The 23,079-nt window shown below is 73.1% G+C and carries 21 protein-coding genes; 12 read left to right on the top strand and 9 right to left on the bottom strand.

Features of this window, described 5'->3' with window-relative positions; genetic code table 11:
• Positions 1 to 111: 111 nt before the first annotated feature.
• The gene (locus IEZ03_RS18400) at positions 112 to 837 is read right to left on the bottom strand and encodes a hypothetical protein (RefSeq protein ID WP_184881785.1); all 726 of its coding nucleotides are present in this window, start codon (positions 835 to 837) and stop codon (positions 112 to 114) included.
• A gap of 230 nt (positions 838 to 1,067) precedes the next feature.
• Here IEZ03_RS18400 and IEZ03_RS18395 point away from each other — a divergent pair, with 230 nt between their 5' ends.
• The 4 genes from IEZ03_RS18395 (at position 1,068) to IEZ03_RS18380 (ending at position 4,972) form a co-directional block, all read left to right on the top strand.
• A complete protein-coding gene (locus IEZ03_RS18395) occupies positions 1,068 to 2,267 on the top strand; it encodes a glycoside hydrolase family 6 protein (RefSeq protein ID WP_184881783.1) in 1,200 nt (399 codons plus the stop codon).
• Positions 2,268 to 2,446: 179 nt separating this feature from the next.
• Positions 2,447 to 3,577: an ABC transporter permease gene (locus tag IEZ03_RS18390; protein ID WP_184881781.1), complete on the top strand. Its 1,131-nt coding sequence runs from the start codon at positions 2,447 to 2,449 to the stop codon at positions 3,575 to 3,577.
• An 86-nt stretch (positions 3,578 to 3,663) separates the two neighbouring features.
• Complete coding sequence (locus IEZ03_RS18385; protein ID WP_229808410.1) at positions 3,664 to 4,323, top strand: ABC transporter ATP-binding protein; 660 nt, start codon at positions 3,664 to 3,666, stop codon at positions 4,321 to 4,323.
• Positions 4,324 to 4,375: 52 nt separating this feature from the next.
• The gene (locus IEZ03_RS18380) at positions 4,376 to 4,972 is read left to right on the top strand and encodes a TetR/AcrR family transcriptional regulator (RefSeq protein WP_184881777.1); all 597 of its coding nucleotides are present in this window, start codon (positions 4,376 to 4,378) and stop codon (positions 4,970 to 4,972) included.
• A 14-nt stretch (positions 4,973 to 4,986) separates the two neighbouring features.
• Here the strand turns inward: IEZ03_RS18380 and IEZ03_RS18375 are convergent, their stop codons facing one another.
• Positions 4,987 to 5,736, bottom strand: a complete 750-nt coding sequence (locus IEZ03_RS18375) for an NADPH-dependent F420 reductase (RefSeq protein ID WP_373293651.1) — start codon at positions 5,734 to 5,736, stop codon at positions 4,987 to 4,989.
• Positions 5,737 to 6,101: 365 nt separating this feature from the next.
• Between IEZ03_RS18375 and IEZ03_RS38580 the strand changes: the two genes are divergently transcribed.
• From IEZ03_RS38580 to IEZ03_RS18365, 3 genes are all read left to right on the top strand, one after another.
• A complete protein-coding gene (locus tag IEZ03_RS38580; RefSeq protein WP_268248545.1) occupies positions 6,102 to 6,227 on the top strand; it encodes a hypothetical protein in 126 nt (41 codons plus the stop codon).
• A gap of 221 nt (positions 6,228 to 6,448) precedes the next feature.
• Entirely contained in the window at positions 6,449 to 7,072 is a 624-nt protein-coding gene (locus IEZ03_RS18370; RefSeq protein ID WP_184881773.1) for a DUF4232 domain-containing protein, read from the top strand.
• A 106-nt stretch (positions 7,073 to 7,178) separates the two neighbouring features.
• Positions 7,179 to 8,195: a TIGR03617 family F420-dependent LLM class oxidoreductase gene (locus IEZ03_RS18365; protein WP_184881771.1), complete on the top strand. Its 1,017-nt coding sequence runs from the start codon at positions 7,179 to 7,181 to the stop codon at positions 8,193 to 8,195.
• Positions 8,196 to 8,237: 42 nt separating this feature from the next.
• Here IEZ03_RS18365 and IEZ03_RS18360 read toward each other — a convergent pair whose 3' ends face one another.
• Positions 8,238 to 9,575 carry a cytochrome P450 gene (locus IEZ03_RS18360; RefSeq protein WP_229808381.1) on the bottom strand — a complete coding sequence of 446 codons (1,338 nt, stop codon included), beginning with the start codon at positions 9,573 to 9,575 and terminating at the stop codon, positions 8,238 to 8,240.
• Between the two features lie 119 nt (positions 9,576 to 9,694).
• On the opposite strand from IEZ03_RS18360, the gene IEZ03_RS18355 reads away from it, so the two are divergent.
• Positions 9,695 to 10,348 (top strand): TetR/AcrR family transcriptional regulator, encoded by a 654-nt coding sequence (locus IEZ03_RS18355; RefSeq protein ID WP_184881769.1) that lies wholly within the window; start codon positions 9,695 to 9,697, stop codon positions 10,346 to 10,348.
• A gap of 45 nt (positions 10,349 to 10,393) precedes the next feature.
• Here the strand turns inward: IEZ03_RS18355 and IEZ03_RS18350 are convergent, their stop codons facing one another.
• Together IEZ03_RS18350 and IEZ03_RS18345 are read right to left on the bottom strand one after the other, a co-directional pair.
• Positions 10,394 to 11,320, bottom strand: coding sequence for an FAD binding domain-containing protein (locus IEZ03_RS18350; RefSeq protein WP_229808380.1), 927 nt, complete (start codon positions 11,318 to 11,320; stop codon positions 10,394 to 10,396).
• Positions 11,317 to 13,851 carry a molybdopterin-dependent oxidoreductase gene (locus IEZ03_RS18345; protein WP_184881767.1) on the bottom strand — a complete coding sequence of 845 codons (2,535 nt, stop codon included), beginning with the start codon at positions 13,849 to 13,851 and terminating at the stop codon, positions 11,317 to 11,319. The genes IEZ03_RS18350 and IEZ03_RS18345 overlap by 4 nt, the downstream gene beginning before the upstream one ends.
• A gap of 131 nt (positions 13,852 to 13,982) precedes the next feature.
• On the opposite strand from IEZ03_RS18345, the gene IEZ03_RS18340 reads away from it, so the two are divergent.
• From IEZ03_RS18340 to IEZ03_RS18330, 3 genes are read left to right on the top strand one after another with little or no spacing between them, the layout of a single operon-like run.
• Complete coding sequence (locus tag IEZ03_RS18340; RefSeq protein WP_184881764.1) at positions 13,983 to 14,783, top strand: SAM-dependent methyltransferase; 801 nt, start codon at positions 13,983 to 13,985, stop codon at positions 14,781 to 14,783.
• Positions 14,780 to 15,175, top strand: a complete 396-nt coding sequence (locus IEZ03_RS18335) for a YidH family protein (RefSeq protein ID WP_184881762.1) — start codon at positions 14,780 to 14,782, stop codon at positions 15,173 to 15,175. Before IEZ03_RS18340 ends, IEZ03_RS18335 begins: the two co-directional genes overlap by 4 nt.
• The gene (locus IEZ03_RS18330) at positions 15,172 to 15,489 is read left to right on the top strand and encodes a DUF202 domain-containing protein (protein ID WP_184881760.1); all 318 of its coding nucleotides are present in this window, start codon (positions 15,172 to 15,174) and stop codon (positions 15,487 to 15,489) included. Before IEZ03_RS18335 ends, IEZ03_RS18330 begins: the two co-directional genes overlap by 4 nt.
• 208 nt (positions 15,490 to 15,697) lie before the next feature.
• Here IEZ03_RS18330 and IEZ03_RS18325 read toward each other — a convergent pair whose 3' ends face one another.
• Positions 15,698 to 16,531 carry an SAM-dependent methyltransferase gene (locus tag IEZ03_RS18325; protein ID WP_184881758.1) on the bottom strand — a complete coding sequence of 278 codons (834 nt, stop codon included), beginning with the start codon at positions 16,529 to 16,531 and terminating at the stop codon, positions 15,698 to 15,700.
• Positions 16,532 to 16,753: 222 nt separating this feature from the next.
• Between IEZ03_RS18325 and IEZ03_RS18320 the strand changes: the two genes are divergently transcribed.
• The gene (locus IEZ03_RS18320; protein WP_184881756.1) at positions 16,754 to 18,271 is read left to right on the top strand and encodes an SDR family oxidoreductase; all 1,518 of its coding nucleotides are present in this window, start codon (positions 16,754 to 16,756) and stop codon (positions 18,269 to 18,271) included.
• Between the two features lie 10 nt (positions 18,272 to 18,281).
• On the opposite strand, the gene IEZ03_RS18315 is transcribed toward IEZ03_RS18320, so the two are convergent.
• From IEZ03_RS18315 to IEZ03_RS18305, 3 genes are read right to left on the bottom strand one after another with little or no spacing between them, the layout of a single operon-like run.
• The gene (locus tag IEZ03_RS18315; protein ID WP_184881754.1) at positions 18,282 to 19,385 is read right to left on the bottom strand and encodes a cobalamin B12-binding domain-containing protein; all 1,104 of its coding nucleotides are present in this window, start codon (positions 19,383 to 19,385) and stop codon (positions 18,282 to 18,284) included.
• Complete coding sequence (locus IEZ03_RS18310) at positions 19,382 to 20,776, bottom strand: PP2C family protein-serine/threonine phosphatase (protein ID WP_184881751.1); 1,395 nt, start codon at positions 20,774 to 20,776, stop codon at positions 19,382 to 19,384. The genes IEZ03_RS18315 and IEZ03_RS18310 overlap by 4 nt, the downstream gene beginning before the upstream one ends.
• A gap of 51 nt (positions 20,777 to 20,827) precedes the next feature.
• Entirely contained in the window at positions 20,828 to 22,897 is a 2,070-nt protein-coding gene (locus IEZ03_RS18305; RefSeq protein ID WP_184881749.1) for a heavy metal translocating P-type ATPase, read from the bottom strand.
• Positions 22,898 to 23,079: the final 182 nt, after the last annotated feature.

The following is a 23,079-nucleotide window of genomic DNA, read 5'->3' as shown; positions in this document are numbered from 1 at the left end:
CGCAGTACGGGCCGCCGGGATCGGTGATCCCGGCGGCCCGCTCCCTCTCCCCCTACCGGATGGAACCCGGCGCTTCCCGGATGGATCTCCTCGCCTCGCGGGCGGAGGGGGTCAACCGCTCGTATCGACGACGAGGCGGGCCGGGGGGCGCTTGACGGTCACCGGCTTGTCGTAGGAGAGGAAGTCGAAGTAGTCGGTGCCGTCGCTCATGCGGAGGACGTACGGCGGCCCCTCCGCGGCGAGGTGGATCTGTTCTCCGGCGCCGTTGAGGGGCACCGAGGGCGTGCCGGCCGTGTTGCCCGGTTTGCCGGTGGTCCAGCCCTCGAGGCCGCCCTCCTCCATCTCCTTCAGGAGCCCTTCGAGGTCACCGAGCCCTGAGAGGGCGCCGAAGCCGCTGCCGCCCTTCTGCGTGGTCTTCATCCACATGCCGCTGAAGGTCGACACCGCCTGGTTCCCGCCGGTCTCCTTGAGGAACGCCTTGTTGCCCTTCTGGTACTCCTCCTTGCCGATCCTGATCATCTCCACCTTCTGGTCGCCGATCTGCATGGTGCCCTTGGCCCGGTCGCGGCCGGCGTAGGTGAAGTCGAGGTTGATGGTGCCGGCCTCCGCGTCCTTGACCTTGGCGCGGACCCGCACCGAGCGGGCCGCCAGCGTGGCGTCGGTGGCGCGCTTGAAGGCGTCGGTCGGCTTCAGCTTGTCGATGCCGTTGGCGGCCGAGGGAGACGCCGCGGACCCGTCCGGGTCGGCGGCGTCTTCGGGCAGGCAGGCTGCGGTCAAGGTGAGTGCGACGGCCAGCGGCACGCCGATGGCCGCTCGGACCATCCTTCTCTCGGACATTTCCGACCCCCTATGTCGGTCTTGCTGGTGGTGACACCGAGGGTCCCGGGGGGCGATGCGGACGGACTTCCGTCCCGCTGCGGCCCAATGCGCTTTGACTGCCGCCCGACTGCGGTCACGCCGCCGCGCTGGGATGTTGGGTCTTGACGGATATTCGGCGGGTGATCAGACTCCCTGCATGGGAGCGCTCCCACAGCTTCCGCGCCACCCCGAGAACCTGGGAGTACCGGATGAGACGACGCATCGGGATCCTCGCCGTCGCCGCGGCGAGCACCGTCGCGGTCCTCGCGCCGCCCGCGCAGGCATTAGGGCATGACGATCCGCTGGCCGGCAAGGCCAGGTTCTACGTCGAACCCGACACCAACGCCGGGCGGCAGGCCGACATCTGGGCGGACGCGGGGCGCGAAGACGACGCGGCGCACATGCGGGCCCTGTCCAAGGTGTCGCAGGCGGTCTGGTTCACCAGCGGCACCCCCGCGGAGGTCAGGGCGGGAGTGCGGCAGACGATGGTCAAGGCCGCCAGGCAGCGCGCCGTCCCGGTGCTGGTGGCGTACTACGTGCCGGGCCGGGACTGCTCGCAGTACTCGGCGGGCGGCGCGCCGAGCGAGGCCGCGTACCGGGCGTGGATCGACGCCTTCGCCAAGGGGATCGGCGGCGGCCGGGCCGTGGTGATCGTCGAGCCCGACGGGCTGGCGCTGCTGTCCAGTGAGCCGTGGTGCAACGAGGGCGGCGGCGGCTCCACCGGCACGCCCGAGGACATGGCTCTGGTCGACCAGCGCTTCCGGGAGATCAACTACGCGATCCGGACCCTGCAGCGGCTGCCGCGCACCGGCGTCTACGTGGACTCCGGGCACTCGGACTGGCAGCAGCTCAACGACTACGACGCCGGGTACGGCGTACCGAGCGCCCAGCTCGGCATGGCCAGCCGCCTGCTCAAGGGCGGCATCGCCAGGGCGGACGGCTTCGCGCTGAACGTCTCCAACTACCGCAGCACCGACGAGCTGGTCGCGTACGGCACCCGGCTGTCCAAGTGCCTGCGCTTCCGCCAGAAGACGGGCGCGGCGAGCTGCTCCGAGGACGACCTGGCCACCGTCCGGGACCACGAGCGCAAGCTCCCGCACTTCGTCCTGGACACCAGCCGCAACGGCCAGGGGCCGTGGACGCCTCCGGCGGACAAGTACTCCGACCCGCAGGTCTGGTGCAACCCGCCAGGCCGGGGTCTTGGCGAGCGGCCCTCGACGCGCACCGGTGAGCCTCTCGTCGACGCCTTCCTGTGGATCAAGCGCCCCGGCGAATCCGACGGCCAGTGCACCCGCGGCACGGCCGGTCCGGAGGACCCCGAATACGGTGTGGTGGATCCGGCGGCCGGCGCCTGGTGGCCCGAGTACGCCCTGGGCCTCTCCCAGCGAGCCGTGCCTCCGCTCCGCTGACCGAGCGCGGACGCAACGCACGCGGACGTGACCCCGTGCTCTGATCCTTTGCCGGATCAGAGCACGGGGTCACGTCTCGTCTCGGGCACCCGGCGCCCATGCCGGGCCCCGGGAATCTTGTCGACACCGTGTTGATATGTTGGCGACGTGATGTCGATAAAAATGCGGATGTGGGGCTGATGTTCCTCGCACTCCGCGAGCTGCGGTTCGCCAAGGTCCGGTTCGGTCTGATGGGGGCGGTCGTAGCGTTGATCGCGGTCCTCATGGTCATGCTGTCCGGGCTGTCGGTGGGGCTGGTCAGGGACGGCGTGTCCGGGCTGCAGAACCTGCCGGTCACCTCGTTCGCGTTCGAGCGGGGCGTCCAGCACGACGCCGCCTTCTCCCGCAGCGTGGTGGACGTGTCCGCCGTGGACGCGTGGCGGAGCCGGCCGGGCGTGGCGGAGGCCGCCCCCTACGGCAACGCGCTCATCAACGCCAAGAGCGACCGAGGCGTGGACATCGACCTCGCGCTGTTCGGCGTCGCGCCGGACTCGTTCCTCTCCCCCGAGGTGAGCGAGGGCTCGCGGCTGAACGGCCCGGACGGCATCGTCGTCGCCGGCACTGCGCTCGACGCGGGCCTGCGCATCGGCGACACGATCACCGTCGACCGCCTCGGGACGAAACTCCGCGTCATCGGCGCCACCGGGGGACAGGACACGTTCGGCCATGTCGACGTGGCCTACGTGCCGCTGCCCGCCTGGCAGCTGATCAAGGCCGGGGTGCGGCAGGGCGGCACGGTACCCGAGCAGGCCACCCGGGACATCACGGCCGTGGCGGTGCGGGCGGAGCCCGGCGCCTCGGTCGACCTCGCCGCCGGGGACGCCGCCGCCGGCACCGAGAGCCTCACCTTGGAGGAGTCCTACGGCGCCTCGCCGGGCTACACCGCCGAGACGTCCACGCTGCAGCTCATCCAGGGGTTCCTGTACGCCATCTCCGCCCTGGTCGTCGGGGCGTTCTTCGCCGTCTGGGCGATCCAGCGCAGGCACGAGGTCGCCGTGCTGCGCGCCATGGGCGCGTCCAGGAGCTGGCTGCTGCGCGATGCACTCACCCAGGCGTTCCTGCTCCTCGTGGCCGCCGTCGCGATCGGCGCGGGGATCGGCGTCGGGCTCGGCTCGCTCATCACCGGCGGCGGTGTGCCGTTCGCCCTCAGCGCGCCGAGCGTCACGGCCGCCGCGGCCGGCATCGTCATGCTCGGGCTCGTCGGCGCCGGTGCCGCCGTCGCCCGCATCGCGTCCATCGACCCGGCCACCGCCCTCGGAGGGAACCGATGACCAGCCAGGCCGCGCCGGCCCCCGGGCCGCGGGAAGGCGACACGAGCACGCCCGATCGCCGCACCCCCGATCACGAGGGCTTGGTGATGACCGGCGTCTGCCTCCAGCACGGCGACGGGTCCGAGACCGTGCAGGCCCTCGACGACGTCGATCTCGCGGTGCGTCCCGGAGAGCTGGCCGCCATCGTCGGCCCGTCCGGCGCGGGCAAGTCGAGCCTGCTCGCGGTCGCGGGCGGACTCGCCACTCCGGACCGGGGCACGGTCACGGTCGCCGGGATCGACATCACGGCGGTCGGCGCGCGGGCCAGGGCGAAGCTGCGGCGCGAGCACATCGGGTTCGTGTTCCAGTCCGGCAACCTGATCCCCGCGCTCACCGCCCTCGACCAGCTCCGGCTTCCGCTGCGGTTCCGGCCGCGCCGCGCCCGCTCCGGCCGCGACCCCATGAAGCTGCTGGCGGACGTGGGCATGGCGGACAAGGCCGGCCGGCACCCGCACCGGCTGTCCGGCGGGGAGCGGCAGCGGGTCGGCATCGCGCGGGCGCTGGTGACCGAGCCGAGCGTGCTGCTCGTCGACGAGCCCACCGCCGCCCTGGACCGGGCGCGCAGCCACGAGATCGTCCGCCTGCTCGCCCGCGAGGCGGGGCAGCACGGCGTGGCGGCCGTCATGGTGACCCATGACCACGACGTCCTCGAACACTGTGACACGGTGTACGAGATGGTCGACGGGCGCCTGACCGCACTCACCTGACCGTCCCGGCCGGGCGGTCGGTGGGCGGGCGGGCCGGGGGGAAGGGGGCCGCGTGCCGAAGATCCAGGCGCCGACCGTGGCGGAGCACCGGGCCGCGCAGCGGGCCGCACTGCTCGACGCCGCCCGCTCCCTGCTGGCGGAGGAGTCCGAGCGGGCGCCCAGCATGGCGGAGGTCGCCCGCCGGGCCGGGCTCGCCCGCTCCAGCGTGTACGCCTACTTCAAGTCGCGGGACGATCTCCTCGACGCCCTCATCGTCGACACGTTCCCGCGCTGGTCCGCCTACGTCCGGGCGCGGATGGGACGGGCCAAGGGCCCGGGTGACCGGATCCTGGCCTACGTCTACGCCAACCTCCGCCTCGTCGCCCGCGGGGACCACGCGCTCGTCCGCGCCCTCGCCGCCTTCGGCCGCACCGACACGCTGGCCGAATCCAGCGGGCTGCTGCACAGGGAGCTCCAGGGGCCGCTCCGCGTGGCGCTGACCGAACACGGCGCCTCCGACCCCGACCGGACGGCCGAACTCGTCCAGTCGCTCGTCTACACCCTGAGCCGCATGATCGAGGAGGGCCTGTCCGAACGCGCCGCGCGGCGGCTCGCCCGCGAACTGCTCACGCCGTACATACGATCCGCGCCGCCGCAGCCGGAGCAGTAGTGCGCGGTGGGCGGTCAGGTGGTGGGGCCGACCAGCTTCCAGCCCGAGCGCCACTGCCAGCCGTGGCCGGCGTTGAGCGAGATGTTGAGGAAGGCCATGTGCTCCAGCGCCCGCGCCGCGGCCAGGCCGCCGACGTCGATGGGACGGTAGCCGACGGCGGTGAGGAGGTCGGCGACCTTCTCCTTGGCCGCCTCGTCGTCGCCCGCGTAGAACCCGTCCAGCCGGGTGCCGTCGACGACCGGATCCGCCTGGTTTGTGGCGAACACGGTGTTGAACGCCTTGACCACCGCCGCCTGCGGAAGCGACTCCTGCAGTACCTCGGCGGCGGAGCGGTCGGTGACCGCGAGCCCGGAGTAGTCGGGCTTCAGCGGGTTGGTGGCGTCGAGGACGACGCGGCCGGAGACGCCGCCGGCGATCTCTGACGCGACGGACTCGACGGCGGCGTACGGCACGGCGAGCACGACCATGTCGGCACCCTGGGCCGCCGCGGCGTTCGTGTCGGCGGCCTGAGCCCCGGTCTTGCTCGCGACGTCCTGGGCGTTGCCGGGGTCGGCGGCGGTGATGACGACGTCGTGTCCGGTCTGCACGCAGGCACGCGCGATCGCGCCCCCGACGTTGCCGGCACCGATGATGGCGATCCGCATGAATTGCCCCCTTAGATGAACCCTCAGGTCAGGCGGTACCCGTGGTCGTCCGTTCCTCACTCCGGCGCCCTCCCGGATGGCAGGACGCGGCCGTGGCCGACTTGGGCACGTTCGTGGCATTGCGTTGACCACAGAGTGGATGGTGTGTTTTGTCGTAACTATCTGCATTGCGGCAGCCGCGGGCAGGTATGGGGGCGCGATGAGCATCCGGGTGGCGACGTTCAACGCCGAGAACCTCTTCGCGCGGTTCAGGTTCGACGCGGGCGTCGATCCGAGCACGGTCAGCAAGGACGGCTGGACGGTCGAGAAGACCGCCTTCCACCCGCTGTCGCTGGCCGACAAGGAACTCACCGGCGCCGCGGTCAAGGAACTGGACGCCGACGTGCTGTGCCTGCAGGAGGTCGAGAACGTCGACACCCTCAAGCACTTCCGGTCCCGCGTGCTGGGCGGTCCCTGGCCGCCGCCAACCCGGCCCGCCCGAGATCATGCGCAAGGGCCTGCCGCTGCGCGCCGACCGGTACCCCGGCCCGCACTTCCCCGGGGTCGGCCGCGACCACCCCAAGTCCTCCGACCACTGCCCGGTCGCCATGACCCTCACCCGGCCGAACTGACCGGGTGGTCATCACGTTCGACGGCAAGTTCCTCGACTACAGATGGTGACCCGCCGGGCGTAGCCGACGGCCCGGCCGGTCCGGGCGGGAGCGAACGCGGCAACCGGACGACCTGGAATTTCTTCCGAACCTATCCGGCATACCGGCCATCTCATCCTTCGACTGACCAAAGAGGCGAGGGGGTCCCCACCATGACGCAGAGTGCCGACCGTCGTTCTTTCGTGGCGCTTGCCGGAGCCGGGCTCGCGCTGGCACTCTCCGTCACCGGATGCAGCTTCGACTTCAGCGTGGGCGACCCCAAGCCCGCCGCCGAGGAGCCCGGGACCGCCGTGGAGCCCGAGGAGGCGGGGCCGCTGGCGGGCTCCTCCCCCGGCGGTGACGAGCCGTCCACGTCCCCGCGGGCGGGCGGCTACGAGATCCCCGTATGCCTTCCGGGGCAGCTCATCGCCGAGCTGCACGAGCAGCCGTCCGACTCCGAGGAGAAGGTGCTGGCGGTCCTGACGCTGTCCAACAGGTCGACGGCGGACTGCGTCCTGCCCGGCGGCTGGGCGCCGCTCGGGCAGGGCGGCGGGGGCGGCCCGCACTACGCGGCCGTGGAAGGCGCTCGCGAACCGCACCCGAACCCCGGCATGCGGATCACCCTGCGTCCGGGAGCGACCGCCTACGCCGGGCTGAAGTGGGGCACGAGCCCGGAATGCCCGTCCGCCGGCGGCTGGGCGGTGTCGTGGCACGGCTCCTGGCTCCCCGCCGAGGTGTCCTGGCGGGGCGGGCAGCGCGACATCTGCCCCGGCACGCTCACCCAGGGCACTCTCCAGCCCAGCCCGAACACCGTCAACTACAACTGATCTCCGACACCGGTGCGGGCCCCGACTCCGGCATGCGAGGCTCGGTCCAGCAATCCCAGCCACTTGCCGGCGGACGCGGGGCGCCGTGCGGAACGGAGATCGGCCAGTGAAACTCGATGTCCAGCTGGACGGCAGGCCGGACGAGGCGGCGCGGCGCGCCCGCGAGCTGATCGCCGCGGGGGTGGACGGCCTGTTCACCTTCGAGGGCCCGCACGACGTCTTCCTGCCGCTGATCGTCGCGGCCGGCTCACCGGACGTGCCGCCGGCCGACCTGATGACGAACGTCGCGATCGCGATCCCCCGCAGCCCGATGAACCTGGCCAACATGGCCTACGACCTGCACCTGCTGAGCAAGGGCCGGTTCCGGCTCGGGCTGGGCTCGCAGATCAAGCCGCACATCGAGAACAGGTACGGCTCGGAGTGGAGCAGGCCGGCCGCCCGGATGCGCGAGGCGGTGCTCGCGGTGAAGGCGATCCTGAACTCCTGGCAGGACGGCACCCCGCTCGACTTCCGCGGCGAGTTCACCAGGCACACCTTGATGCCCGCGACGTTCGTCCCCGGACCGAACCCCTACGGCGTCCCGCCGGTCCTGCTCGGCGCGCTGGGACCGGTGATGACCCGGACCGCGGCCGAGGTCGCCGACGGGCTCCTGGTCATGCCGTTCCACAGCCACCGGCATTTCCGCGAGCGCACGCTCCCGGCCGTGGCGGAGGGCCTGGAGCGGGCGGGTCGCGACCGGGTCGAGGTGTACCCGCAGGCGATCGTCGCGATGGGCGACACGCCCGAGGAGATCGCCGCCGCGACCTTCGGCGTGAAGGCGCTGCTGGCGTTCTACGGTTCGACCCCGGCGTACCGGCCGGTCCTGGACATCGAGGGCTGGGGGGATCTGCAGCCCGAGCTGCGGGCGCTGTCCAAGACCGGCGACGTCATGACGATGGTCGGGCTGATCGACGACACGATGGCGCGGACCCTGGCGGTCGTCGGAACGCCGGCCGAGTGCGCCGCCGAGATCAAGGCCCGGTTCGGCGACGTGGCCGAACGGGTCTGCGCCTACTTCCCCGGAACGACCCATCCGGAGAAGACGATCGCCGCCCTCGCGGACGAACTTCACCGGACGCCGTGAACGCCCCCACCCGCCACGGATGATCGCCGCCTTGGCCTCCCGTCAGGGCGCGGCCGGCGCGGACGAGGTGGCCGGAGGAGTGAACGTGCAGGGCAGCCGCTTGTAGCCGTTGATGAAACCGGACATGAGCCGGTCGGGCTCCCCCGCGGTGATGTCGGGCAGGCGGGTGAAGAGCTCCCGGAACATCACGGTGATCTCCCGTCGCGCCAGGTTGGCGCCCAGGCAGAAGTGCGGGCCGGGTCCGCCGAACCCGACGTGCGGATTCGGCGAACGAGTGATGTCGAAGCGGTCGGGGTCGCTGAACATCGACTCGTCGCGGTTGGCGGACCAGTAGAACAGCGTCACCCGCTCGCCCTTGCGGTAGGTGTGGCCGTTCATCTCGTAGTCGCGGGTGAGGTTGCGGCGCATGAAGATGACCGGGCTGCTGTAGCGGACGATCTCCTCGACGGCCCCCGCGATGCGGCCGTCGAAGTCGGCCAGCAGCAGCTCGCGCTGCTCGGGGTGCTCGGTGAACAGCTTCAGGCCGTGCGCGATCGCGTTGCGGGTCGTCTCGTTCCCGGCCACCACCAGCAGCAGGAAGAACGTGGCGAACTCGCGCGGGCTCAGCCGCTCGCCGTCGACGTTGGCGTTCACCAGCGCCGAGGTCAGGTCGTCGGTGGGCGTGGCCCTGCGCTCCCGGCCGAGCTGGGCCGCCAGGCGGTGCAGCCGCCAGCCCGCCGACGCGATCGTGCCCAGCATGCGGACCGTGTCGACCCGGCCCAGCTTCGGCGTACCGCCGCTGTACTCGACGGTGGCGCCCACGTACTCGGGGTCGCTGTAGCCGACGATGATGTTGGTCAGGTCCACCACCCGCCGGTGGTGCCGGGCGGGGATGCCCAGCATGTCGCAGATGACCTCGACCGGCAGCCGCGCCGCGGCGCGGGACACGAAATCGCCGTCGCCGGTCGCGATCAGCTCGTCCACGATCCGGGCGGCCCGGTTGGCGATGTCGTCCTCGGCCTTGGCGAGCATCCTGGGGCTGAACGCCCGCGACACGATCCGGCGGATCTTCGCGTGCCGCGGGTCGTCCATGTCGATCATCGAGTTGAAGTACTTGTCCATCCAGCGCGGCATGTCGGCCGGGCTGGTGGCGCTGGGCTCGCTGCTGAACACCTCGGGGTTGCGGCTGGCCTCCGTCACGTCCTCATGACGGACCAGCGCCCACGATCCGGGGCTCTGCGGCAGGAAGGGAAGCTTCGGAAGGGTGGAGAACACCGGTTCCGGGTGGGCGCGCAGTATCGCGAAGGCCCGCGCCCGCTCGTCCAAGGGGCGAGCCCAGAACCGCAGGTCGCTCAGGTCGATGTCCGCCAGCGTCAGCTGCGGGGGGTTCTCCGTGGCCACCGGCCCTCACGCTCCCGTCTTACCGCGACCAATCTGGTGAAGCAGCACACCAGAAGTATCTGGTGTGTACGGTCTCCAGATTTGCGGCCGAAGTCAAGGGATGCGGCACAATCGGGGCTGTGCCACCCCAGCCTCCTCGCGCCCGCCCCTACCGCGGCGTCCCCGCCGACCAGCGGCGGGCCCGCCGCCGCGCCGCGCTGCTCGCGGCCGGGCTGGAACTGCTGGGCACCCGCGGCTGGGCGGCCACGACCGTGCGGAAGGTGTGCGCCGAGGCCGGGCTCAACGACCGCTACTTCTACGAGAGCTTCCCGGACCGGGAGGCCCTGCTCCTGGCGGTCATCGACGACCAGGTCGCCCAGGGCACCGCCGTGATCCTGTCCGCCGCCCGCGAGGCCCCCCGGGATCCGCAGGCCCGCACCCGCGCCGTGGTCACCGCCGTGTTCGACTTCCTGACCACGGACCCGCGGCGCGCGCACATCCTGACCCACGCCTTCCCCCTGTCGCCCCTGCTCCAGCAGCGGCGGGTCGAGATCATCCGGACGCTGGCCGGCATCTTCGCCGCCCAGGCCCACCAGACCCTCGACCACGTCTCGCTCACCGACACCGACCTGGAGCTGACGGGGCTGACCCTCACGGCCGGCCTCTGGGAGCTGTTCACCAACTGGTTCCGCGGCGACCTCGACATCGACCGCGACCACCTCGTCGACTACACCGTCGCCCTGATCCTGACGACCACCGAGCTGGCCGCGCCCCTCCACCACCGGCTCCGCTGACCACGCGGCCGGCACGCGGACGCGGGTCGTTCAGGGCCTCGGTGGTCAGCCCGGGGACGAGCAGGCGGTGAGTGTGTCGATCAGCGTGGCGCGGAGGAGGGCCACCTTGTAGGCGTTGTTCGGCAACGGGTTGCAGCGGGCGGCCGCCAGGTCGGCAGCTGCGGTCAGGGTCTCCTCCGTGGCGGGCTTGCCGACCAGGGCGCCGGCCACCTCGGGCAGGAGGAGGGGTGTGCGGGCGATTCCGCCGGCGGCCACGGCGGCGGACGTGACCGTGTCACCGTCGAGGGTCAGCCGCGCGACGGCCTCGACCAGGGGCCATTCCGCCATCTCCCGGGCCGTGGCGCGGCGGTAGGCGGCCCGTTCGCCCGGCGTGGGCGCGGGCATGAGCACGGCCTGGAGGATCTCGCCGGGGTCCAGGAGATGGTCGCGCGTCGGGTCGGCGCCGTCCCCGTACAGCTCGGCGATCCCCAGCGGTGACCGGCCGTGGACGTCGGCCGTCGCGGCATAGGCGAGCAGGGCGACGGCGAGCGAGGAGGGGTGCGGGGCGATGCAGGGGCCCTGGTCGACGACGGCCGAGTACAGGTGGGCGCCGTCGCGGGCGGGGCAGCTGTCGCCTCCCGTCTGGTGGCACGTGAAGGCCGGATGGCGCAGGTACCAGCAGCGGTTGCGCTGCAGCAGGTTGCCGCCGACGGTGGCGACGTTGCGGATCTGCGGGGTGGCGATGGCGGCGGCCGTCGCGGCGAGCGCGGGATAGGCGGCGGCCAGGCGGTCGTCGGCGAGCACGTCGGCGATGGGAGTGAGGGCGCCGATGCGGGCGGAGCCGTCCGGCCGCCACTCGGTGCCGCGCAGGCCCGGGATGCCGAGCAGGTCGACCGGGGTGCCCGCCGCCCGGCTCATCACGTCGGTGCCGCCGGCGCGGAGCTCGCCGCCCGTGTCGCGGACGGCCTGGGCGGCGGCCTCGATGGTGGTCACGCGCCGATCCCCTCCAGCAGCAGGTCGGGCCTGATGGGCAGGTCGTGCGGGCGCCGGCCGGTGGCGTGCCGGACGGCGTTGCCGATCGACGCGGCGACCGCCATGGTGCAGACCTCGCCGAGGCCGATGCCGCGGCCGGGCACGTGGTCCCAGCCCTCGGTGTGGAAGTACACGTCGATCTCCGGGGTGTCGGCGATGCCTGGGATGCGGTAGTCCTCCAGGTTCGCGGTGAGCACGGTGCCGGTGGCCGGGTCGTCGTGCCGCTGCTCGTACAGGGCGTAGCCGATGCCCTGGATGACCCCGCCCTCGCACTGGTTGCGGGCCAGCCGGGGGGCGTAGACGTGGCCGGCGGTCACGCCGCTCCAGACGCGGGTCGGCCTGATCCGGCCGAGCAGGGTGTCCACCTCGACCTCGGTGACGACGACCGCCCCCGAGAAGCCCCGGCCGATGGCGAAGTGGTCCAGTGGGAAGGGCGTGACGTATCCGCGGCGGTCCCGGGGGCGCCTGCCGACGACGTGGAGCCCCTCGGCGTCTTCGAGGGAGCGGGCGCCGAGGGCCTTGCGGAGCCGGTCCGCCGCGTCCTGGGCCGCGGGGGCGATGGACGGGGTGGAGCAGCTGCTGGCGGAGGTCGGCCCGTAGGCGTGGTCGCTGTTGCCGAGCTCGACGCGCACCTGACCGGACCGCAGGTCGAGCGCGGACCGCACGACCTCGGCGATCACCGAGCGGCTGCCGGTCCCGATGTCCTGGGTGGCGATGCGGGCGACGACGGCGCCCTGCTCGACGGTCAGCGAGACCTTGGTGCCCGGGTCGAGGAAGTACATGTAGTTGGCGGCCGCGACGCCCACGCCGCGGCGGATGCGGCCGTCGCCGGGATCGGTGCGGTCGCGCCACATGGGCAGGGCCGCGGCCCGGTCGTACAGCGCGTGGCGCTTGGCGTTGCCGTCCCAGCGGCGGCGCAGCTCGATGGGGTCCTCGCCGCGGCGCAGCGCCATCTCGTCCACGCCCTGCTCCAGCGCCCACAGCATCGGCGGCAGGCCGGGGCCGCGGAAGGGGATGCCGGGGGCGCGGTTGGTGACGTGGTCGTAGTCGCGGATCCGGCGGGGGGCGTTGCCGTAGAAGAACCGCGAGTGCCAGGCCGCGTTGGACCCGATGGAGACGCCGGAGTCGCCGTGCGCGTCCATCGTGAAGGCGGACAGCTTCCCGTCGGCGTCGGCGAGGAGGGCCAGCTCGATGCGCACCCCGGGGCGGGTGCCGCCGTCGACGAGCTCCTCCGGCCTGCTGAGGACGACCCGGACCGGCGCGCCGTGCAGGCGGGACAGCTCCACCGCCGCGACCACGTCGGACGTGACGTTGACCTTGGAGCCGAAGCCGCCGCCCACGTGCTCGGCCACGATGTGGACCTGCTCCGGACGGAGCTTCCAGCGCTTGACCGCCTGCGCGGCGACGCGGGTCACGGCCTGCGTGGACAGGTGGAGATGCAGCTCCTCGCCTTCCCAGCGGGCCACGCAGCCGTGCGGCTCCATGCACGTGTGGGCCTGGACGCCGGTGGTGTAGGTGGCCTCCACGAGGGTCTGGGCGTCGTCGTCCCGGGCCTTCTCGATGCGCTTCCCGGCCGTGCCGCCGCGCCAGCTCATCGCGGCGGGGCCGCGCACGTTGCCGTTCCACTTCGCGGAGGCGAGCGGGCCCTCGTTGGCGCGCGGAGCCCACTCGCGGGACTCCTTGGTCGGGTAGACGGGGGTCTCGTCGTCCGGCGACAGCACGGCGGGCAGCACCGTGTACTCCACCTCGACCCGCGCCGCGGCGGCGAGCGCCTCGGCCCTGGTGGGCGCGGCGACCGCGGCCACCGGCTGGCCCACGTACCGGACGACGCGGTCCGGCGGCAGCATCTCGGCCACCGGCCCGTCGAACCGGATCCCGCCCACCTTCGCGTGCGGGTGCGGAGACCGTACGATCACGCCTTCGAGCTGCCCCTCCAGGACGACGTCCGCGGTGTACTTCGCCGCGCCCGTGATCTTGCTGAGGGCCTCCACGCGCGGCGGCGTCACCGTCCCCCCGTCGTGCCCCTCGTCGTGCTCGCCCGCGCACGCGGCGGCGACCGCCGCGTAGATGCCGGCGTACGCGCCGCAGCGGCACAGGTGCCCCGCCAGGGCCTCGGCGATCTGCTCGCGGGACGGCTCGGCCGTGCCGTGCTCGGCCCGCCAGCGGTCCACGAACGCCGCCGCCTCCACCACGAAGCCCGGCGTGCAGTAGCCGCACTGCAGCGCGTCGTGCGCGGCGAAGGCCCGCTGCACCGGATGGTCGCCGCCGAGCCCCTCGACGGTCGTGATCTCGCGGTCCGCCGCCGCGCCGGCGGGCAGCAGGCAGCTCGCCGCCGAGCGCCCGTCCACCAGCACGGTGCAGGTGCCGCACACGCCCGTCCCGCAGGCGACCTTGGTCCCGGTCAGCCCCATCCGGTCCCGCAGCACGTCCGCCACGGTCTCCTCGGGCTCGACACCGACGTCCACGAGTTTGCCGTTGAGGCCGAATTCCATGCACGCTCCCCGCGCCGGGCAGTGATCAGCGTCATCGTGGCACAGCGAGCAGGGTAAATCATCACTTTCGCACGATCCCGGGGCTAAGATCATTCCTGACGCTCAACGCCCACGGCAGACGGGAATCACCGGTGTCGCAACAGCCAGGCGTGCCGCAGGGGATCGACCCGAGCACCCCGAACGTGGCCCGCATGTACGACTACGTCCTCGGCGGCAAGGACAACTACGCCGCCGACCGCGAACTCGCGGGCCACCTCATCACCTCCATCCCCGACGGCGTCGAGGCCCTGCGCGCGAACCGCCGCTTCCTCGGCCGCGCCATCGCCTACACCGCCGAACAGGGCATCGACCAGTTCATCGACCTCGGCGCGGGCCTGCCGAACCAGGGCAACGTCCACGAGGTCGCCCAGCGCGTCCACCCGCACGCCCACGTCGTCTACGTGGACATCGACCCGATCGTCATCGCGCACGCCCGCGCCCTGCTGGCCGCCGACGACCGCACCGCCGCGCTGCAGGCCGACATGCGCGCCCCCGAGACCGTCCTGGCCTCCGACGAGGTGGCGCGGCTGATCGACTTCGACCGCCCGGTCGGCGTCATCTTCAACGCCATGCTGCACTTCGTCACCGACGAGGAGGACCCCGCGGGCATCGTCGGCGCGTTCACCGACCGCATGGCGCCCGGCAGCCACCTCGTCATCTCGCACAGCACCCTCGACGACCGCCCCGCCGACCTGGTCGAGATCATCGAGGACGCCTACGAGAAGGCCTCGGCGCCCATGGTCTTCCGCGACCACGACCGGATCCTGCGCCTGTTCAACGGCCTCACCCTCGTGGAGCCGGGCCTGGTCAAGGTCAACCGGTGGTACGCCGACGAAGCGGAGGCGGCGGCGAGCGGCGGCGCCTGGGTCTACGGCGGCGTCGCCGTCAAATGACCTCCGGGCGGGGGCGCGGTCCGGAACCGCCCGGCCGCGGCTGGACCGGCCGCCTCCTGGCCGAGGGCAGCGACCCCGACCCGCGCTTCTCGCTCGCCAACGAGCGCACGTTCCTGGCCTGGATCCGGACGGCGCTGGCGCTGATCGCGGCCGGCATCGGCCTCGCGCTCGTCGACGACCTGGTCGAGGCGCCGGTGCGGCACGTCCTGTCGATCGGCTCCGCCGCCACCGGGGCGCTGGTCGCGGTGCTGGCGTTCCACCGCTGGCTCCGCACCGAGCGGGCGCTGCGCCGCGCCGAGACGCTGCCGCCGCCCGCGCTCGCCCCGGTCATGGCGTACGGGCTGGCCGTCGCGTCGGTCGTCCTGCTGGTCGCGGTCCTCCTCGCCCGGTGAGGTCCCGACGGCTCTGGGATCCGGGCGCGCAGCCGGAGCGGACGGCGCTCGCGTGGTCCCGCACCACCCTCGCCCTGATCGCCGCGGGCCTGCTGTGCGTCCGGCTCGCCCCTACGGCGGCGGGCGCGGCGCTGGCAGCGGCCGTCGTCTGCGGCGGCGCGGCCCTGCAACTGCGGCGCAGCAGCGCGAGCTTCCGCCACCGCCGGCGCAACCTCCCGGAGGGCGCCGGCGCAGCCGACCCCACCGCCGTCCTGACCACGACCCTCCTGACACTCCTCCTCGCCGCGGTCGTCACCCTGTTCACGCTCACCTAGCGCGGCTCCCGCGCGCCGTCCGCTCCCGGTTCCGGCTCCGGGCCGTCTCCGAACTCGCCGTGGAGGCCGCGCGCGTCCCCACGCTCGGCGACGCGCTGTCCGGCATCGCCGTCACCCCCGGCAGCGCACGGCTCCTAGCCGAATACATGGTCAACGGAGTCCTGGGCGAGCCCGGCACCCCGGGTAAGGCCGCCTTCTGGTTCTCAGCTCAGAGCTTCTTGCCGACGCCGCATACGGAGTCGACGTTCTGGGGGGTGTCGTCGACTTCGGGGAGGTCCGGGCGCCACATTGAGGTGGGGACCACGCCGGGCTCCACGAGTTCCAGACCCTCGAAGTACCGGGCGATCTGGTCGGGGCTCCGCAGGTGGTACGAGCTGGCGGAGTTGGCGTTGTAGGTCTCGATGGCGTGGTTCAGCGTCGGGTTGGTGTCGGTGCCGTCGGTGAGGGCCAGGTAGCTGCCGGTCGGAAGCGCGTCCAGCAGGCGCTTCGCGATTCCCCACGGATCGTCGGAGTCGGGGAGCTGGCCCATGATGCCGAGCAGCGTGAGCCCGATCGGCTGGGAGAAGTCCAGGGTCTTGGACGCCTTCTCCAGGATCAGGTCCGGGTCGCGCACGTCGGCGTCGATGTAATCGCAGGCTCCCTCTGGCGTGCTGGTCAGGAGGGCTTGGGCGTGCACCAGGACGAGGGGGTCGTTGTCCACGTAGACGATGCGTGAATCGGGTGCCGCACGCTGGGCCACCTCGTGGGTGTTGTCGACGGTGGGCAGCCCCGTCCCGATGTCGAGGAACTGCCGGATCCCGGCCTCGCCCGCGAGGAAGCGCACGGCGCGGGCGAGGAAGTAGCGCTGCAGTCTCGCCAGCAGCGCGATGTCGGGGAACGTCTGCTGGATCATCTCGCCGACCGCGCGGTCGGCCGGATAGTGATCCTTGCCGCCCAGCAGGAATCCCCAGACGCGGGCCGAGTGCGGCCGGTCCGACTGGATCCGGTCGGCCAGCTCGTCCCGGGGGCTGTCGCCGGCGTCCCCGGCGGGGTGATCGCTCATGGCCCTCAGTTTCACACGCCCGGGCGCGCCGGGCGGTCAAGTGGGCGAACCTGCCCGATACGGCCCCGTCCGGTACAAGCCGCGCGGTAGGAGCCGCCCGGACCGGGCCGAGCCGGAACGTCGTTGCTCACCCGCAGTTCACAGGCTTGTGCGCGGGGACGGCGGGTACGAGGTGTCCGATCGGGGGGTGGTCGGCATGGTCATGATCGACGGAGTCGGCTGATGGGCGCGGGCGGGCGGTTGTGCCTGGTGACCGGCGCGAGCGGCTACATCGGCGGGCGGCTGGTCCCGGAGTTGCTGGACGCCGGCTGCCGGGTGCGGTGCATGGCACGCTCGGCGCGGCGGCTGCGCGACCATCCGTGGTCCGGGCGGGTGGAGATCGTCGAGGCCGACGCCACCGATCCCGCCGCGACGCGGCGGGCCCTGGACGGGGTGGACGTCGCCTACTACCTGATCCACGCGATCGGCGCCGCGGGCGGCTTCGCCGAGGCGGACCGGCGGGCGGCGCGCACCTTCGCGGACGCGGCCGGGGAGGCGGGGGCCGGGCGGCTCGTCTACCTCGGCGGCATGGACCCCGAGGAGGAGCTGTCCCCGCATCTGCGGTCCCGCGCCGAGGTCGGCGAGATCCTGCTCGGCAGCGGGGTCCCGACGGCGTGGCTGCGCGCCGCGGTGATCATCGGCTCGGGGTCGGCGTCGTTCGAGATGCTGCGCTACCTGACCGAGCGGCTGCCGGTGATGGTCACGCCGCAGTGGGTGCGCACGCACATCCAGCCGATCGCCATCCGGGACGTCCTGTACTACCTGGTGGCAGCCGCCGACCTGCCCCCGGACGTGAACCGCGGGTTCGACATCGGCGGGCCCGACGTCCTCACCTATGCCGAGATGATGCGGCGCTACGCGGCCGTCGCCGGGCTCAGGCGCCGGATCATCATCCCGGTGCCGGTGCTGAGCCCCCGCTTGTCGAGCCTGTGGGTGGGGGCCATCACGCCCGTTCCCGGCGCTCTCGCGCGCCCGCTGGTGGAGTCGCTGCGCAACGAGGTCGTCCGCCGGGAGCACGACATCGACGAGTACGTGCCGCCGCCCGACGCGGCGATCGGTTTCGACCTGTCCGTGGCGCTGGCGCTGCGCCGCGTCCGGGAGGCGGACGTCGCCACCCGGTGGTCGTCGGCCAGCACGCCGGGGGCGCCCAGCGACCCGCTGCCGACCGATCCGGACTGGGCGGGCGGCAGCCTCTACACCGACGAGCGCACCTGCCCCGCGAACGCGTCGCCGGAGCGGGTGTGGGAGGTCATCGAGGGGGTCGGCGGGGAGCAGGGCTGGTACTCGTTCCCCCTCGCCTGGCGGGTCCGGGGCGCCCTGGACCGGCTGGTGGGCGGGGTCGGGCTGCGCCGCGGCCGCCGGGACCCGCGCCGGCTGCGGGTCGGGGAGACCGTGGACTTCTGGCGCGTCGAGGAGATCGAGCCGGGGCGGCTCCTGCGGCTGCGGGCCGAGATGCGGCTGCCGGGACTGGCGTGGCTGGAGTTCGGGGTCCGCCGGGACGGCTCCCGGACGTTCGTCGTGCAACGGGCGCTGTTCCACCCCCGGGGCCTCGCGGGCCACGCCTACTGGTGGGCCTTCAAGCCCTTCCACGACCGGGTCTTCGGCGGGATGTGCCGGGGCATCGGCCGGGCGGCCGAGCAGGACCGCGCGGCGTCCGGGGCGCGGTCCGGCGACCGGCGGGAACGGCAGCGGACGCCCTGATCGGAGCCGGTCAGGCGGTGTCCAGCGCGGGATCGTGCAGGCTGCCCGGCGGCGGTTCCCGCACCGCGTCGCGGGCGCGTTCCAGCATGAGGGCCGCTCGCGGATGCTCGGTGAGCTGCTCGGAGAGCAGGTCCAGCGCGGGCAGGAGGCTCACCGCCGGGACGCCGCGGACGGTGAGGATGCCGGCGGTCCAGCCGATGAACTCGGTGAGCAGGTCGGGGTCGTCCAGGTACAGGGCGGTCCCGAGGAACTCGACGATGTGCGCGACGTCCTCGGCCGTGCGGCTCCGCTGCTGGTCGGTGTACTCGGCCATCGCGGGGTACCGCGAGTCCAGCTCGCCCATCACGTGCCGGATGAGCTGCGGCGCCGCCCGGGTGACGTGGGCGTACGTCCGGTCGGCCAGGTGCGGCAGGTCGTCGATGACCCGGTGCACGGGCGGCGGCTTGGGCAGCGGGCCGCGCGCCAGCCGGTCGGCCGCGGCGCGGGCGTCGGGAGCCCACGCGTCCGCGCCGAGCAGGGCGGCGTAGCGGCCGTCGTGCCCGAAGGCGGCGCCGCCGACCAGGACCGGGGTGCCGGTCGACTGGCAGGCGGTGATGGCCGCGTGCGCGGCCGGCAGCCGGGTCGCGATCGACGACGACAGCGCCACCACGGCCGGTCCGGTGAGGTGCAGGTGGGAGATCAGGTGCGGGGTCGGCACCTGCGCGCCGAGGTAGTCGACCTGCCAGCCGCGCAGCCGCAGCACCTCGGCCACCAGCCGGGCCGGCAGCGCGTGCCACTCGCCGTCGATGCAGGCCACCGCGATGCGGCCGGGATGCTCCGGGGCCTGCTCCTGCTGCCGCCGCCGGACGGCCGGATGGTGGGCGACCGCACCGAGCACGCGCTCGTTGACGGCGGTGGCGGTGTGCTCCTGGGCGACGCTGATCCGGTTCGCCGCCCATTCGCGCCCAACGCGCGCCTGGAGCGGGGCGATGACGTCCAGCAGGACCTCTTCGGGCTCCATGCCGTCGTCCAGCGCCGCCATCACGATGTCGGTGGCCGTGTACTCGTCGCCGGTGCTGACGGCCTCCCAGAGGTCGTCCGGCAGGGTGCCGGCGCGCGTCTTCGCGGCTGTCATGCGGTGATCCTTTCCCGTCCCCCGGCGGCACCGGGCCGGCTGCGCCCGGGCGCGGTGATCGCGATCACCGCCATGTCGTCGTGGCCGCCGAGCCCCACCCATTCGGCGGCGAGCATGTGCACCCGCTCCACCAGCGCCTCGGGCGGCATGCCGCCGCACCGGGCCAGCTCGGCGCGCAGCCGCTCCTCGCCGAACTCCTCGCCGCCCAGCGGCCCGCCGACGGCCTCGGTGATGCCGTCGGTGTACAGCAGGCAGGCGTCCCCGGGGTCGAGGGTCTCCTCCGCGGTCGTCGTCTCGATCTCCTCCAGCACGCCGATCAGGGAGCCGCGGGTCGCGGCGGTCTCGACCGTCCCGTCCACCCGGATGATCAGCGGGGCGGCGTGGCCCGCGCTGGTCATCCGCAACCGGACCTGCGCGCCCTGCCTGCGGGCCGAGACCAGGACCAGCGTCACGAACCTGGTCGATTCGCCGTACAGCAGCGTCCCGTTGAGCAGTTCCAGGACGCGCCGGTGGTCGTCCGCCATCGGCAGCAGCGCCCGGAAGGTGTTGCGGATCTTGCCGGTCAGCACGGCGGCCTCCAGGCCCTTGCCGCACACGTCCCCCAGTACCACCAGCGACTCGGCCTCCGGATCCGCCCTGTCCGCGGGGTACACGTCGTAGAAGTCGCCTCCGACGAGGTCGTCGTCCCCGGACGGCCGGTAGCGCGCCGCCATCTCCACCCCGTCCAGCTCGTGGGTGCCGGGCGGCAGCAGCTCGCGCATGAGCGTCGCGGTGATGGCCGCCTGCTCGGCGTACAGGCGGGCCGCCGACAGCGCCGCGCCCGCCCGCCCCGCGAACAGGCGGATGGTCAGCTCCTCCCCCGCGGAGAACGCCTCGGGGCCGGACCGGCGCAGCAGCACCAGCGCCCCGGCCGGCACCCCGTGCCCGGGAAGCGCGATCACCAGCATCGCGGCGGGCGGCTCGGGCGTGATGCCGGTCATCCAGTCGGGCGCGTCGCGCGAATCGATCCAGCGCTGCGGCACCGGCGGGAAGCCCCGCATCGCCTCGGCCAGGCCCTCGACCTCGGCCGGATCGATCAGCAGGACCCGGTGCTCGACCCGGCCGCCGGGTCCGCAGACGGCGACGGGGTGGCCGCGCCCGGAGCGCGGGACGACCACCACGGCCGCCTCGGCCAGGTGCCGGGCGGCCAGCCGCGCGGTCACGTCCATGCACCGCTCCAGGTTGAGCGATGCCAGCAGTTCGTCGGACGCGTCGGCGAGCAGCGCCGTACGCTCCCGCTCGGCCACCAGTTCGGCGGCGAGCCGGTCGCGCTCCGCGGCCAGCTCGGCGGCCCGTGCGTCACTCCCGGTGATCGGCCGCTCGCGCCCACCTTCGCGTTGTGTCGATTCCATCCCCTCCCAGCTTGCCAGCACGACGGCAGTCGAATGTTCACGCCGAGGTGTTTATGTGATGGTCTGGGGGCGCAGATCCAGGTTTCGGAGGAGCTGGGCGTTCAGCGCCACCACGATCGTGGACAGCGACATCAGGATCGCGCCGACCGACATCGGGAGCACGAATCCGGCGAAGGCCAGGACGCCCGCGGCCAGCGGAACGGAGATCAGGTTGTAGCCCGCGGCCCACCAGAGGTTCTGCTTCATCTTGCGGTAGCCGGCCCGGGACAGGTCGATGACCGACAGGACCGAGCGCGGATCGTCGCTGGCCAGGATGACCCCGGCGGAGGCGATCGCGACGTCGGTGCCCGCGCCGATGGCGATGCCGACATCGGCCTGGGCGAGGGCGGGCGCGTCGTTGACGCCGTCGCCGACCATGGCCACGTGCTTGCCCTCGTCCTGCAGCGCCTTGACGGTCGCGGACTTGTCCTCGGGACGGACGCCGGCGAAGACGCGGTCGATGCCCAGCTCGGCGCCGACCGCCTCGGCGACCGCCCGCGCGTCACCCGTGATCATGATCACCTCGATGCCCCGCCGGTGCAGCGCGTCGACGGCCTCCCGGGACTCGGGACGGATCTCGTCGGCCAGCTTCAGCGCACCGATCACCCGGCCGTCCCGCAGGACGTGCAGGATGATCGCCCCCTCGGCCCGCCACCGCTCGGCCACCTCCAGCTCTTCGGCGCCCTCCTCGGTCAGCAGGTAGGGGCCGCCGACCCGGACCCGCCGGCCGGCGACGGCGGCGGTCACGCCCAGGGCCGGGGACGAGCTGAAGTCGTCCGCCTGCGGCACGTCGAGGTGCCGCTCACCGGCGGCGCGGACGATCGCCTTGGCGAGCGGGTGCTCGCTGGGGGTCTCGGCGGCGGCGGCCGTCGCCAAAACCTCTTCCTCGGTGAGCCCGTCCGCCGGTTCGACGGCGATGACGACGGGCTCGCCCCTGGTCAGGGTGCCGGTCTTGTCGAACAGCACGGCGTCCACGGTGCGCATGCTCTCCAGGGCCAGCCGGTCCTTGACCAGGACGCCGCCGCGCGCGGCGCGCTCGGTGGCGATGGACACCACCAGCGGGATGGCCAGGCCGAGGGCGTGCGGGCAGGCGATGACCAGGACGGTGACGGTGCGGGTGACCGCGTCGTCGGCGTAGCCCAGCAGCCCCCAGACCACGACGGTGAGCACGGCCGTGCCGAGCGCGAACCAGAACAGCCACCCGGCGGCCGTGTCGGCCAGCCGCTGCGCCCGCGAGGTCGAGTTCTGCGCCTCCGCCACCAGGCGCTGGATGCCGGCCAGCGCGGTGTCCTCACCGGTGGCGGTGACCTCGACGCGCAGCCCCGAGTCGGTCGCGACCGTCCCGGCCACGACCCGCTCCCCCGGGCCGCGGCGGACGGTGCGGGACTCGCCGGTGACCATCGACTCGTCCATCCCGGCCTCACCGCTGACGATCAGCCCGTCCGCCGGGATGCTTCCGCCCGGCCGCACCAGCACCACGTCGCCGACCCGCAGGACACTGGGATGGACGGTGACGAGCTCCTCGCCCTCGAAGCGTTCGGCCTCGTCGGGCAGCAGCGCTGCCAGCGAGTCCAGGGCGGAGCCGGCCCGCGCGAGCGACCGCATCTCGAGCCAGTGCCCGAGCAGCATGATCACGATCAGCAGCGCCAGCTCCCACCAGAAGTCCAGGTGCTCGGCGAGGAGGCCCAGCCGGGCGCCCCACGACGCGACGAAGGCGACGGTGATGGCCAGCGAGATGAGCAGCATCATCCCGGGCTTGCGGGAGCGCACCTCGTCGACGGCGCCGGTCAGGAACGGGCGGCCGCCCCAGACGTACATCACCGTGCCCAGGAGCGGGGAGACCCACATCACCCAGTCCGCGTCCGGCAGCCCGTAACCCACGATCGAGGCGAAGGCGCTGGAAAAACCCACCACCGGCACGGCCAGGACGAGCATCACCCAGAACAACCGCCGGAACTGCCCCACATGGTCACCGTGGCCCTCATGCCCCCCGTGCCCACCTGCATCGTGGACGTGCTCAGGGGCCGCCGCGGGCGGGGAATCGACCGTCCCCTGCTGGCGGTCGTGGCTATGGCCGGTCATGGACGCGCCTCCCTGTCCGTTATGGTCGGCCGACTCGCACGGGCCGTGCTCCAGCCGCTGGATACCGGCATACCCCCGCAGGGTGGCACAAGCGACCCACCGGCCCCTCTCCCACCCTCGCGCACCGCGCCCTGCCCCCCAAGACGCCTTCCACCTGCCGATAGGCCGTCCGGTTCGCCATA

This window comes from Actinomadura livida, assembly GCF_014648675.1.
Taxonomy (GTDB): Bacteria; Actinomycetota; Actinomycetes; order Streptosporangiales; family Streptosporangiaceae; genus Spirillospora; species Spirillospora livida.
This window is presented reverse-complemented; position numbering and strand designations above follow the sequence as displayed.